The sequence below is a fragment of the Pseudomonas sp. GL_091 genome (assembly GCF_057837725.1).
Genome location: NZ_CM174451.1, coordinates 130,086 through 144,550 on the forward strand (window position 1 = coordinate 130,086; position 14,465 = coordinate 144,550).

General features: G+C 61.0%; 2 protein-coding genes. One reads left to right on the top strand and one right to left on the bottom strand.

The annotated features are described in order from the left end of the window. Positions 1-67: 67 nt before the first annotated feature. The gene (locus AC3ITY_RS00635; RefSeq protein ID WP_489307070.1) at positions 68-12,742 is read right to left on the bottom strand and encodes a retention module-containing protein; all 12,675 of its coding nucleotides are present in this window, start codon (positions 12,740-12,742) and stop codon (positions 68-70) included. Positions 12,743-13,098: 356 nt separating this feature from the next. Between AC3ITY_RS00635 and AC3ITY_RS00640 the strand changes: the two genes are divergently transcribed. Further along, positions 13,099-14,454: a TolC family outer membrane protein gene (locus AC3ITY_RS00640; RefSeq protein ID WP_489307072.1), complete on the top strand. Its 1,356-nt coding sequence runs from the start codon at positions 13,099-13,101 to the stop codon at positions 14,452-14,454. The last annotated feature ends 11 nt before the right edge of the window (positions 14,455-14,465 follow it).

The following is a 14,465-nucleotide window of genomic DNA, read 5'->3' on the forward strand; positions in this document are numbered from 1 at the left end:
CGAATTCGTCACCGGGCAGTGGCCGCAAACGTGACGGCCGCCCCATAAGGGCGGCCGTTTTCGTGCATCAGCTGTTGTTGTGATCGACTTTGATGGTCGGGTCGCTACCGGCAATCAGGTTGTGCAGGTTGGCGCTCGACCAGCTGTTGCCTTCCAGCTTGATCGTCACGTCCGGCGTGGCGGCGGCCGCGTTGCCCGAGTTGAACTGGCCGGCCGAGCTGACTTGCAGCGACGACACACCATCGACCGTGGTGATCTTCAGGAAGTTGTCGATGGTGCTGCCGGTTTCGCCCTGCAACAGATCGCGCAGGTCGATCCGGTCGCCTTCGCTGGCCTTGAAGTCCTTGATCACATCGTTGCCGGTGTCGCCCGCTTTCCAGACGAAGGTGTCACCGCCGGAACCACCGATCAGGATGTCGTTGCCCTGTCCGCCCATCAGCGTGTCGTTGCCGGTGCCGCCGAGCAGGATGTCATTGCCCTTGCCACCGTCGAGGGAGTCGTTTCCGCCCGAGCCGAACAGGATGTCATTGCCCGCACCGCCCAGCAGGCTGTCGTTGCCATCATGGGCACCGGACACATCGAACGCGGTGTAATGCTCGGTGATGTACTGGTGCACGTTGCTGGTGGTGACTTTGTTGGCGTCCACGCCGGTTTGCTGTGCCACGAAGGCTTGCATCGCCTGGTAACCCTCGCCGGCAATGCCGTTGAAACTCACCAGGTCGCCGAACAGGATGTCGTTGCCGTCGCCACCGCTGACCGTGTCGTTGCCCGGCATCGTCGCTTCGGTGTGGCCGATGATCGAGTTGGCCAGATCCTTCGGATCGATGTTGGTTTGTGGCGTTTGATCCGAGTCGTACGGCTTCAGGTCGTTGAGACTCACGTCGCTGTTGAGGCCAATGGCCTCGACATTCGACAGGTTACTCAGCAGTGTAAAACTGTTGGTGGAGTTGCTGGTGGTGTTCCCTTCAGTGCTGTTGCCGTCGCCGTCACGACCCGAGAACTCGTAGGTGCCGTCGCCCTGGGCATGCAGATAGCCGAAGTCCTTGGATGACCAGTTATTGCCGTTGCCGTTGCCGTTCCCATTGCCATTGCCATTGCCGTTGCTGCTCTTGGTCCAGACCGTCACGTAGCCCGAGGCGGTAATGTCGATCTGGTGCGTGCTGTCGGGGAACAGGCTGATCGCTTTACCCAACTGATAGTTGCTGGTGGTGATCAGGCTATCGAGTGTTGTGCTGCCATACAGGGTCGGGTTGGTCGACTCGCCGCTCTGGTAGTAAGTCGGCTTGCCGTCAGTAATGAAATACGTGAGGTTCTTCGCCCCGGTGTTGGCCACGGCGTCCGCACTCTGGAACCAGTTGGCCGTGGTTTTGAACACGTCCTCGTAGTTGGTGCCGCCGCCGGACGACATCGAGTCCAGAATCGCCTTCAACTGAGTCAGCGCATTCGGGTCATTGAGGTTCACCGACACCGACTTGTTGACCTGGGTGTCGAAGTCCACCAGGAAGATGTTCACCGTACCCGAGTTGCTGCCCAGGCTTTGCTTGAGGGTGTTGAACACCGACGTCAGCGAGTCCTTGGCCGAGTTGATCGACGAGGAACTCATACTGCCGGAACTGTCGACCATGAACGCGATGTTGTAGTTGGTGCCCGGCACCACGGTCAGGCCACCGATATCGGCAACGATGATGTCATTGCCGTCGGTGCCGGTGATGGTGTCATCGGCCGCGGTGGCGGTGACGGAGTTGTAGACCGCCGGGTACACGGTCACGGGAATCTGCGAAGTGTTGCTGGCCGAACCACCCAGGACCTCGGTGGAGGTCGAGGTCACGGTCAGGTTGAACTGGCCGTTGTAGTATGGGGGTGGAGTGACGGTCAGAGAGCCAAGGCTCCAGTCCGTCACGTTGGCCTCGCCATTGGACGCGGTGACCGTGAAGGTATGTCCCGCGCCGTCGGTGAGCACCGAGCCGACCGGCATGCCGCTGATCTTCAGGCTAAGGCTTTCCGAGCCGTCGGTGTCGGTCAGCGCGGTGGTGATGGCGGACAATTTCACACTGGTGCCTTCGGCGCCGGTGTTGAGTTTGTAACCGTCGTAGTAGCCTTCGCCATTGCTGCCGTGCAAGTCGGACACGGTCACGCCGGCATTCACCAGATCCGACACGCCGGTGTAAATCGGTACGCCGGCACTGCTCAGGTCGATCGGCGTGCTGCCATTGACCGACAGGTTGACGTCATAGCTGCCCGGGCCGGCCTGGTTGTGGTGGTAGATGTCCAGGGTGTAGTAGCCACTGGTGGTCGGGGTGAACGAACCATTGAGGTTGCCGCCCGCGCCCCACGTGATCGCGGCCACGTTCTTGCCGCCGATGGTCACCAACAGGCTGTCATCGCCAACACCACTGAAGGTGTAGGTCTTGCCGGCTTCGAGGTAGATCAGGCCGGAGGTTTTCGACGCCGTGCCGGCGGTCACACTACCGTCGGACTGCACGTTGGTCACAGTGCCCTTGGAGTTCGGTGTACCCGCGGCGTCGATCACGTTTTTCAGTGTGGTCGAGTCCACACCGTTGCCGCTGGTGCCCAGGCCCGACAGGTCGGTCCAGACTTCCTTGATCAGCCCGGTGGACTTCACGCTGTTGTCGGCAACGCTCAGGGTCGGTGCATCCGCCACCGGGGTGATGTCGATCTTGATCGTGCCGGTGTTGCCCAGGGCCTGGCCGTCGGTTGGCTGGAACTTGATCTGTGCGTAATCGGCCTGGTTGTTGCCCAGGCCGGTACCGCCATATCCGTCCACGCCCGACTCGTTGGCATCCGGCGTGAAGCGCAGTTTGCCAGCATCGATATCAGCCTTGCTGAACGTCTGGTTGGTGGCGACATCTTTCCAGGTCGAACCGTCCAGGTACTGCAGTTTGCCCTCGCCCGGCAGCTGGGTGATTTTCACTCCCAGGCTGGCGGCCGGACTGTCGACGTCGCTGACGCCGAAGGTCGACCAGCCGAGAACCAGAGACGTGTCTTCGGTGCCGGTGAGGTTGATTGGCGCTGCGACCGGTGCGTCATTGACCGCCACCACGTTGACCGTGGTGGTTGCGGTGTTGGAGTAGTTGCTGCCATCGGTCACCGTCACGGTGATGATGCGCGGCACGGTGCTCGGATCTTCACTGTTGTTGGTGAAGGTGATGTTCTTGATCTGCTGCATGTAGTCAGCGAGAGTCGCATTGCCCGACAGTGTCAGCGTGACCGAACCGTCCTGGCTGTTGGCATTGATGGTGATGCCATTGACGCTATTGCCCAGGTTCAGCGCGTCGCCTGGCTGACGGTTGGTCAGCACGATCGTTGCGCCAGTCAGCAGGGTGCTGTCCGGGTCGGTGATGCTCAGGTCGGTATCGCCGATCGACACGCCAGGACCGGCAGTGTTTTCGGTGAACGCCACTTTGTAATCGACCCCGGTGGCACCGCTGGAGTTGTTGGCGTCGAGGTCCAGCACTGGCGGTGCATCGTTGTCGATGATCGAAGTGCTGACGCTGCCGTTGGACGAGCTGATCGCCAGGTTCTCGAAGTTGCCACCGGTGGCCGAGTCGATCTTGACCACGAAGTTTTCGGTGCCTTCGGTGATCTTGTCATCAATGGTCGCGACGTCGAAGTTGGCGCTGCTGGCGCCCGCCGGGATCTTCACGGTGTACATACCGGTGAAGTCAGAACCGTCGGCGGCGGTACCGCTGTAGACGATTTTCAGCGTCACTTCGGTCTGGGCCGGATGAGTCAGGCTGACGGTGTAACTGGCGGTCTGGCCTTCGGTCACCGAGGTGCTGCCGCTGATGCTGACTTCGGTTTTGTCGATGGTGTCGGTAACGCTCGTGACAGCCGCTGCCGGGTCTTTCACCAGGCTTTCGAAGTTGCCGCCGGTGGCGTTGCTGATCGTTGCCTGGACGGTGCCGGCGTCGTTGTAGACGTCATCGGACGGCGCCGCAACGGTCACGGTGCCGGTGGTTTTGCCGGCTTCGATATTGATTACCGCGCCGTTGCTGAGGGTCACGGTCACCGGCGAGCCAGCGGCGTTGGTTAGTGTCGCGGTGTAGATGATTGATCCACCTTCAGCCACAGAACCGGTCGCGCTCAGCGACAGATTGGTAATGTCAGGAGTATCGGTGACTGTGGTGCTGACCAGGGTTTTGTCGGCGACCAGGTTCTCGTAATTACCACCAGTGACGTCGGTGATCGAGTTGGTCAGCGGAGCGTGGCCAGCTAGCGCGTCGTTCGGCGCGGTGGTGGAAACGGTGCCGGTGGTTTTACCGACTTCGATGGTGATGCTCTGGCCGTTAGCCAAATTCACGGTCACTGGCGAGCCGGTCACGGCTACACCGACGGTGGCGGTGTAGACGACAGTGCCGCCTTCTGCGGCCGAGCCGGTGGCGGTGAGCTTCACCGTGGTCGTGTCGACGGTGTCGGTGACGTTGGTCACGGCTGGCACGTTGCTCGACACCAGGTTCTCGAAGTTGCCACCGGTGGCGTTGCTGATCGTGGCCTGGACGGTGCCGGCGTCTTTGTAGACGTCGTCGGACGGGGCCGCAACGCTTACGGTGCCGGTGGTTTTACCAGCCTCGATGGTGATCACGGCGCCGTTCGACAGGGTCACGGTGACCGGTGAGCCAGCGGCATTGGTCAGGGTCGCGGTGTAGACAATCGAGCCACCTTCGGCCACGGATTCGGTCGTGCTCAGCGACAGGTTAGTGGTGTCGACGGTGTCGGTGACGGTAGTGCTGACCGGGGTTTTATCCGCGACCAGGTTTTCGTAATTACCGCCGCTGACGTCGGTGATCGAGTTGGTCAGTGGAGCGTGACCCGTCAACACGTCGTTCGGCGCGGTGGTGGACACGGTACCGGTGGTATGACCGACTTCGATGGTGATCGACTGGCCGTTGGCCAGGGTCACGGTCACTGGCGAGCCAGTCACAGCGGCACCAATAGTGGCGGTGTAGACAACGGTGCCGCCTTCTGCGGCCGAGCCGGTGGCGGTGAGCTTCACCGTGGTGGTGTCGACGGTGTCGGTGACGTTGGTCACGGCTGGCACGTTGCTCGACACCAGGTTCTCGAAGTTGCCACCGGTGGCGTTGCTGATCGTGGCCTGGACGGTGCCGGCGTCGTTGTAGACGTCATCGGACGGCGCCGCAACGGTCACGGTGCCGGTGGTTTTGCCGGCTTCGATGGTGATCACCGCGCCGTTGCTCAGGGTCACGGTCACCGGCGAGCCGGCGGCGTTGGTCAGGGTGGCGGTGTAAACAATCGAGCCGCCTTCGGCGACCGAGCTTGTGGCGCTCAGGCTGAGGTTGGTGGTGTCGACGGTATCGGTCAAAGTCGTGCTGACCGGGGTCTTGTCGGCGACCAGGTTCTCGTAATTGCCGCCAGTTACACCCGTGATCGAGTTGGTCAGCGGGGCGTGGCCAGTCAACACGTCGTTTGGCGCGATGATGGACACGGTGCCGGTGGTATGACCCACTTCGATGGTGATGCTCTGGCCGTTAGCCAACATCATGACGACAGGAGAACCGGTCACAGCGGCACCGACAGTGGCGGTGTAGACAACGGTGTCGCCTTCAGCCGCGGTTTCAGTCGCGGTGAGTTTCACGGTGGTGGTGTCGATAGTGTCGGTGACGTTGGTCACGGCTGGTACGTTGCTCGACACCAGATTCTCGAAATTGCCACCGGTGGCGGTCGAAATGGTCGCTTCGACTTTGCCGGCGTCTTTGTAGACGTCGTCTTTCGGCGCATCGACTGTCACGGTGCCGGTGGTTTTACCGGCTTCGATATTGATCACCGCGCCGTTCGACAAGGTGACGGTGACCGGCGAGCCAGCGGCATTGGTCAGAGTCGCGGTGTAGACAATCGAGCCACCTTCGGCCACGGATTCGGTCGCGCTCAGCGACAGGTTAGCGGTGTCGACGGTGTCGGTGACGGTGGTCGAAACCGGCGTTTTATCCGCCACCAAATTTTCGAAATTACCACCGCTGACGTCGGTGATTGAGTTGCTCAGCGGGGCGTGACCGCTCAATGCATCGTTCGGCGCAGTGGTAGTGGCGGTGCCAAAAGTCTTGCCCACTTCGATGGTGATGGTTTGACCATTAGCCAAAGTCACGATGACAGGCGAACCGGTGACGGCTGCTCCGACAGTGGCGGTGTAGGTGACGCTGCCACCTTCGGCCGCGGTTTCGCTCGCGGTGAGCTTCACCGTGGTGGTGTCGACGGTGTCGGTGACGTTGGTCACGGCTGGCGCGTTGCTCGACACCAGCTTCTCGAAGTTACCCCCGGTGGCGGTCGAAATGGTCGCTTCGACTTTTCCAGCATCTTTGTAAACGTCGTCCTTCGGCGCATCGACAGTCACGGTGCCGGTGGTTTTACCGGCTTCGATGGTGATCACAGCGCCGTTCGACAGGGTCACAGTCACCGGGGTACCGGCCGGATTGGTCAGCATCGCGGTGTAAATAATCGAGCCGCCCTCGGCCACAGAGTCAGTCGCGCTCAGGCTGAGGTCGGTGGTATCTGGAGTATCGGTGACGGTAGTGCTGACCGGCGTTTTGTCGGCCACCAGATTTTCGTAGTTACCACCGCTGACGTCGGTGATTGAGTTGCTCAGCGGGGCGTGACCGCTCAATGCATCGTTCGGCGCAGTGGTAGTGGCGGTGCCAAAAGTCTTGCCCACTTCGATGGTGATGGTTTGACCATTAGCCAACGTCACGACGACCGGCGAGCCGGTTACGGCTGCTCCGACGGTCGCGGTGTAAGTGACGACGCCGCCTTCGGCTGCTGTTTCGCTCGCTGTCAGTTTCACCGTCGAGGTATCGATGGTGTCGGTCACATCCGTCACCGCCGGAACTGTGCTCGGCACCAGGTTCTCGAAGTTGCCACCGGTGGCGGTCGAAATGGTCGCTTCGACTTTGCCGGCGTCCTGGTAGACGTCGTCTTTCGGCGCATCGACGGTTACGGTGCCGGTGGTTTTACCGGCCTCGATATTGATCACCGCGCCGTTGCTGAGGGTCACGGTCACCGGCGAGCCAGCGGCATTGGTCAGGGTGGCGGTGTAAACAATCGATCCACCCTCGGCCACGGAATCGGTCGCGCTGAGCGACAGGCTGGTGGTGTCGACGGTGTCAGTGACGGTGGTCGAAACCGGCGTTTTGTCGGCCACCAGATTCTCGTAATTACCGCCGCTGACGTCGGTGATCGAGTTGGTCAACGGAGCATGTCCGGTCAACACGTCGTTCGGCGCGGTGGTGGTGATAGTGCCGGTGGTATGACCGACTTCGATGGTGATGGTCTGGCCGTTGGCCAGGGTCACGATGACTGGGGAACCAGTTACAGCGGCCCCAACCGTCGCGGTATAGGTGACGGTGCCACCCTCAGCCACGGTTTCAGTCGCGGAGAGCTTAACGGTGGTCGTGTCGATGGTGTCAGTGACGTTGGTCACCGCCGGCACGTTGCTAGGCACCAGGTTTTCGAGATTGCCCCCGGTGGCGGTGGAAATGCTGACTTCGACTTTGCCGGCGTCCTGGTAGAAGTCGTCTTTCGGCGCATCGACGGTCACGGTGCCGGTGGTTTTACCGGCTTCGATGGTGATCACCGCGCCGTTCGACAAGGTGACGGTGACCGGTGAGCCAGCGGCATTGGTCAGGGTCGCGGTATAGACGATTGAACCACCTTCGGCCACAGAATCGCTGGCCGACAGGTTCAGGTTGGTGGTGTCAGTGGTTTCCGAAACGGCGGTGTCTGCCGACTTGCCATCGACCTCCAGTTTTTCAAAGTTGCCGCCCTTGGCGTCATCGATTGTCACGCTCAGGGAGCTGCCGCCAGCCAGCGGGCTGTTCGGCGCGACGAAGTTCACGGTGCCCGTGGTTTCACCGACAGCGATGGTGATGGTCTGGCCGTTGGAGAGTGTGACGACAACCGGTGAACCGGTCACCGGAGCTGCCACAGTCGCGGTGTAGACGACGGTTTCGCCTTCGGCGACGTTCGCCGTTGCCGTCAGCGACACGGTAGAGGTGTCGATGGTGTCGTTGACGGTGGTGACGGCCGGGGTGTTGCTGGTCACCAGGTTTTCGAAATCACCACCGGAGGCGCCTTTGATGGTCGCTTCAACAGTACCGGCATCCTTGTAGACGTCGTCCTTCGGCGCATCGACGGTCACGGTGCCAGTGGTTTTACCGGCTTCGATGGTGATCACGGCGCCGTTCGACAGGGTCACGGTGACTGGCGAACCGGCCGCATTGGTCAGCGTCGCGGTGTAGGTGATCTGGCCGCCTTCGTTGACCGAGTCAGTCGCGCTCAGCGACAGATTGGTGGTGTCGACGGTGTCGGTGACGGTAGTGCTGACCGGGGTTTTATCCGCGACCAGGTTCTCGTAATTACCGCCGCTCACGTCAGTGATCGAGTTGGTCAACGGCGCATGTCCGGTCAACACGTCATTCGGCGCGGCGGTGGTCACGGTGCCGGTGGTATGACCGACGTCGATGGTGATGGTCTGGCCGTTGGCCAGGGTCACGGTTACCGGGGAGCCGGTTACCGCTGCACCCACAGTGGCGGTGTAGGTGACGCTGCCACCTTCAGCCGCCGTTTCGGTGGCGCTGAGCTTAACGGTTGTGGTGTCGATGGTGTCGGTAACTTCAGTCACCGCTGGCACGCTGCTCGGTACCAGGTTCTCAAAGTTGCCACCGGTGGCGGTCGAAATGGTCGCTTCGACTTTGCCGGCGTCTTTGTAGACGTCGTCTTTCGGCGCATCGACGGTCACGGTGCCGATGGTTTTACCAGCCTCGATGGTGATCTCGGCGCCGTTCGACAGGGTCACAGTCACCGGCGAACCAGCGGCGTTGGTCAGCGTGGCGGTGTAGACGATCGAACCGCCTTCGGCCACGGAATCCGTCGCGCTGAGCGACAGATTGGTGGTGTCTGGAGTATCGGTCACGGTAGTGCTGACCGGAGTTTTGTCGGCCACCAGATTCTCGTAATTACCGCCGCTGACGTTGGTGATCGAGTTGCTCAGCGGCGCATGTCCGGTCAACACGTCGTTCGGCGCGGTGGTGGTGATAGTGCCGGTGGTGTGACCGACGTCGATGGTGATGCTCTGGCCGTTGGCCAACGTCACGACGACCGGCGAGTCGGTTACGGCTGCTCCGACAGTGGCGGTGTAAGTGACGCTGCCACCTTCAGCCGCTGTTTCAGTGGCGGTGAGCTTCACGGTGGTCGTGTCGATGGTGTCGGTAACTTCAGTCACTGCTGGTACGTTACTCGGCACCAGGTTCTCGAAATTGCCACCGGTGGCAGTCGAAATGGTTGCTTCGACTTTTCCAGCATCTTTGTAAACGTCGTCCTTCGGCGCATCGACAGTCACGGTGCCGGTGGTTTTACCGGCTTCGATGGTGATCACAGCGCCGTTCGACAGGGTGACGGTCACTGGTGAGCCAGCGGCGTTGGTCAGCGTCGCGGTGTAGACGATCGAGCCACCCTCGGCCACGGAGTCGGTCGCGCTCAGCGACAGATTGGTGGTGTCCGGAGTATCGGTGACGGTGGTGCTGACCGGCGTTTTGTCGGCCACCAGATTTTCGTAGTTGCCGCCGCTGACGTTAGTGATCGAGTTGGTCAGCGGAGCTTGACCGCTCAATACGTCGTTTGGCGCGGTGGTGGTCACTGTGCCGGTGGTTTGGCCGACGTCGATGGTGATCGACTGGCCGTTGGCCAGGGTCACGGTCAGCGGCGAACCGGTCACGGCTGCACCCACAGTGGCGGTGTAAGTGACGCTGCCACCTTCAGCCGCCGTTTCGGTGGCGCTGAGCTTAACGGTTGTGGTGTCGATGGTGTCGGTAACTTCAGTTACCGCCGGCACATCGCTTGGCACCAGGTTCTCGAAGTTGCCACCGGTGGCGGTCGAAATAGTTGCTTCGACTTTGCCGGCGTCCTGGTACACGTCGTCTTTTGGCGCATCGACGGTCACGGTGCCGGTGGTTTTGCCGGCTTCGATGGTGATTACGGCGCCGTTCGACAGGGTGACGGTGACCGGCGAACCGGCCGCGTTGGTCAAGGTGGCGGTGTAGACGATCGAACCGCCTTCGGCCACGGAATCCGTCGCGCTGAGCGACAGATTGGTGGTGTCGACGGTGTCGGTGACGGTAGTGCTGACCGGGGTTTTATCCGCGACCAGGTTTTCGTAATTACCGCCGCTCACGTCAGTGATCGAGTTGGTCAGCGGAGCATGTCCGGCCAGCACGTCGTTCGGCGCAGTGGTGCTGACGGTGCCGGTGGTGTGACCGACGTCGATGGTGATGCTCTGGCCGTTGGCCAACGTCACGACGACAGGCGAACCGGTTACAGGCGCCCCAACGGTGGCGGTGTAAGTAACGGTGCCGCCCTCGGCCACCGACGTATCCGCTGTCAGTTTCACGGTCGAGGTGTCGATGGTGTCGGTAACTTCAGTCACTGCTGGTACGTTGCTCGGCACCAGGTTCTCGAAGTTGCCACCGGTGGCGGTTGAAATGCTGACTTCGACTTTGCCGGCATCTTTGTAAACGTCATCGGCAGGCGCCGGAGCGGTCACTGTGCCGGTGGTTTTACCGGCTTCGATGGTGATTACGGCGCCGTTCGACAGGGTCACAGTCACTGGTGAGCCAGCGGCGTTGGTCAGCGTGGCGGTGTAGACGATCGAACCGCCCTCGGCCACGGAATCCGTCGCGCTCAGCGACAGGTTGGTGGAGTCGACGGTATCGGTCACCGAGGTGTCTGCCGACTTGCCATCGACCTCCAGTTTTTCAAAGTTGCCACCCTTGGCGTCGTCAATCTTGACGCTCAGGGAGTTACCACCCGCCAAGGCATCATCAGGCGTCACAACGCTCACGGAACCACTGCTGGCGCCTACCGCAATGGTGATGGTCTGGCCATTGGACAAGGTCACGACAACCGGCGACCCGGTGACTGGCGAAGTGACAGAAGCGGTATAAACCACAGTGCCGCCTTCGGCGATGGTCGGCGTGGCGGTCAGGCTGACCGTCGATGTGTCGATCGTGTCAGAGACATTGGTCACTGCAGGTGTCGAATCAGTGACCAGATTCTCGAAGTTGCCACCCGTAGCGTCCTTGATGGTGGCTTCGACCTTGCCGGCATCTTTATAGACGTCGTCGGCCGGGGCCGGGACGCTCACGCTGCCGGTGGTTGCGCCAGCTGCGATGGTGATGATCGCGCCGTTGCTCAGGGTCACCGTCACTGCTGTGCCAGCAGGATTGGTCAGGGTTGCGGTGTAAACAATCGACCCCCCTTCCGCCACGTCAGGGGAGGCCGACAGGCTCAGGCCGGTGTCGTCTTTTGAATCGGTAATGGTGGTCACCGCCGGCTGGGTGCTCGGGGTCAACTGTTCGAAGTTTCCGCCCGTGGTGCCGGTAATGGTGGTGCTGACGGTGCTGCCGTTGACATAAACGTCATTGGCCGGGGTCTCGACCACGACAGTACCGCTGGTCTTGCCGGCTTCAATGGTGATGGTCGAGCCGTTGGACAGGGTGACGGTCACCGGTGTTTGCGCCGGGTTGGTCAGCGTGGCGGTGTAGGTGATCTGCCCGCCTTCGGTGATGTTGCCAGTGGCGGTCAGGCTCAGCCCGGTGTTGTCCACGGAATCGGAAATGGTGGTCACGGCTGGCGTGATGTTTGGCACCAGGCTTTCGAAGTTGCCACCGGTGGTGCCGGTAATGGTGGTGCTGACGGTGCTGCCGTTGACATAGACGTCATTGGCCGGGGTCTCGACCACGACAGTACCGCTGGTCTTGCCGGCTTCAATGGTGATGGTCGAGCCGTTGGACAGGGTGACGGTCACCAGTGTTTGCGCCGGGTTGGTCAGGGTCGCGGTGTAGGTGATCTGGCCACCTTCGGTGACGGTGTTGCCGGCCGTCAGGGTGACCGTGGTGGTGTCGACGGTGTCGGTGACCTGAGTCACGGCCGGGGTAGTCGGCGGCGTCACGGTGATGCCGCTGCCGCCGCTGGTGCCGGTGACAGTTACTTCGATCTGGGGCGCGTCGTTATAAACAGTGTCGTTCGCAGCCAGTGGCACGTTGACGGTGCCGGTGGTCGAGCCTGCGGGAATCACGATCACTGCGCCGTTGGACAGCGTCACAGTCAGGTCGATCAGCGGTGCCTGGGTCAGGGTCGCGGTGTACACCAGCACGCCACCGGCTTCGGTGATGGTTGGCGTGGCGCTGAGGCTCAGGGTCGAGTCACGCAGGGTGTTGGCGGTGGTGTTGGTGGTCTGGCCGCCGGTGGTGTCCTGAGTGGTTTGCGCAGCAGAGTTGATGCCCGCGGTCGGGAAGCCGATGGTCGGGTCGACGCGGCCAGCGGTCGCGTCGAGCATCACGAAGCTGTGACCGCCACCGGCGGCACCACCAGAGCCCGCCGCCGTCGGACCCGCAGCGGTGGCTTCAAGGTCTTTGGTCGGGTCGGCACCGGCGGCAATGGCTTGTTGCAGCTCTTCTACCGATGGCGCGGCTTGTGCTGTGGCGGCTGCCAGATCAGTGCCGGAGTCCGGGGCGTCAGCGCTCCACTGGGTGTCACGGCCCAGATCGAGGGTGCGGCCATCGGCCAGTTCCAGGGACACGGCACCGGAAAGGCCAGTGTCGATCTGGTCACCGGCGAACAGCTTGTCGCCTTCAACGAGAACACGGCGGACGCCCTCGGGGGACACCACGAAAACCTGACCGACAATGCTTTTGACGATGGCAACAACACTGCTCATTGAAGACTCTCCGGGGTGTCACGTTCAGTTGACTTCCATAGACCTGATGGCGTTTGCGCCGACCAGTCTGGACTTGCATTGCAAAATGGATGCACAAGTTTGACGCATTATTTCGTCAATAATTTGGCTATGATTTTTCGCTATTAACTTTATGCCAAACTATTGACCTTCTGCAGGTCATCCTAAACAATCGTCCCAGTAATGTCACATTGATATTTCAGTGGTGACCTGTCCTCGGTATGTGATCCAGTTCCGCTTTTGAACTTTCCGACATACGGTCATTCCGCTTGCGATCTTCCGACGCAGCACGTTCTTTTGCTGTGATTCAAGACAAGAAGTTCTGGGAAATTTCTACAATGCGTTCGCCTTTGTTCATGGCTATACCTTTCGCCCTCGTCGCGTCTTTTGTTCAGGCGCAATCCTTGCCAGACGCCATGCAACAAGCGCTGGATGTCCATCCGGAGGTCCAGGCAGGCGTCAACAGCCGATTGGCTGCGGACTATCAGTTGAAGGCTGCGAAAGGTGGATACCTGCCACGGGTCGACCTGCTGGGTGGTTACGGTCGTGAAGGCACCGATAGTGTGACGACGCGCACGGACAGCAGCAGCAACAAGCACTGGGAAACCCTGAATCGCAGTGAGTCCAGTTTGCGACTGACCCAAATGGTTTTTGACGGTTTTGCGACGTCCAGCGAAGTAGGGCGTCAACAAGCCGCCGTCAACTCCCGCGCCTATTCGCTGCTGAGTACTTCCGAGCGTACCGGGCTGACCGTGGCCCAGGTTTATCTCGACGTGCTGACCCGCCGCGAATTCGTGCGTCTGGCCGAGGACAACCTCAAGAGCCACCAACGCATTTACGACCAGATCCAGCTGCGTACCCAGCGTGGCGTTGGCAGTGGCGCCGACCTCGACCAGGCCGAGGCGCGGATGGCCCAGGCGCGCAACAACCTGATCACCGAGCAGACCAACCTGGCTGACGCCGAAACCAACTACCTCTCCGCTGTCGGCCAGATGCCCGATCAACTGGAGCGCCCGGCGAGTTTCATGGCGCTGATGCCGGCCAACCTGAATGAAGCCCGTGCGCAGATGCTGGAAAACAGCCCGATCCTGCGCTCGGCCGAATCCGATATCGCCGCTGCCGAGAAGCAGTACGACACGGCCAAGTCGACGTTCTACCCACGCTTCGATGCTGAGTTGGGCCGTACCGCGGACAACGACATTGATGGTCAGAACGGCCACAACAACGAATGGCAAGCCATGCTGCGCATGCGCTTCAACCTGTATTCCGGCGGCAGCAACAAAGCCGATCTGGAGTCCAAGGCTTACCTGTCGAATCAGGCGCTGGACATCCGCAATAACGCCCTGCGCCAATTGAATGAAGAGCTGGGCCTGGCCTGGAACGCCCTGAACAATGCCAACGCACAGGTGCCGATCGCCCAGCAATACGTAGATCACAGCACCGCCGTGCGTACCGCTTATCAGCGTCAGTTCAGCCTCGGCGAGCGCACCCTGCTCGATTTGCTCGACAGCGAGAACGAACTGTTTACCTCCTCTCGTCGTCTGGCGGAGATCAGGAACACTCAGTTATTTACGCAGTACCGAATCAAAGCGACCATGGGCGAGTTGCTCAAGAGCCAGGGAGTGGTCGCACCATTGGCATCCGTTGTGCAAAACGATGTGAAGCCCAAGGTCCAATTGCCCGGTATGAATTGAGCAGGACCTTC

Coding starts and splice junctions, on each gene's coding strand:
- AC3ITY_RS00635 (WP_489307070.1), bottom strand. CDS start 12,742: ATGAGCAGTGTTGTTGCCATCGTCAAAAGCATTGTCGGTCAGGTTTTC.
- AC3ITY_RS00640 (WP_489307072.1), top strand. CDS start 13,099: ATGCGTTCGCCTTTGTTCATGGCTATACCTTTCGCCCTCGTCGCGTCT.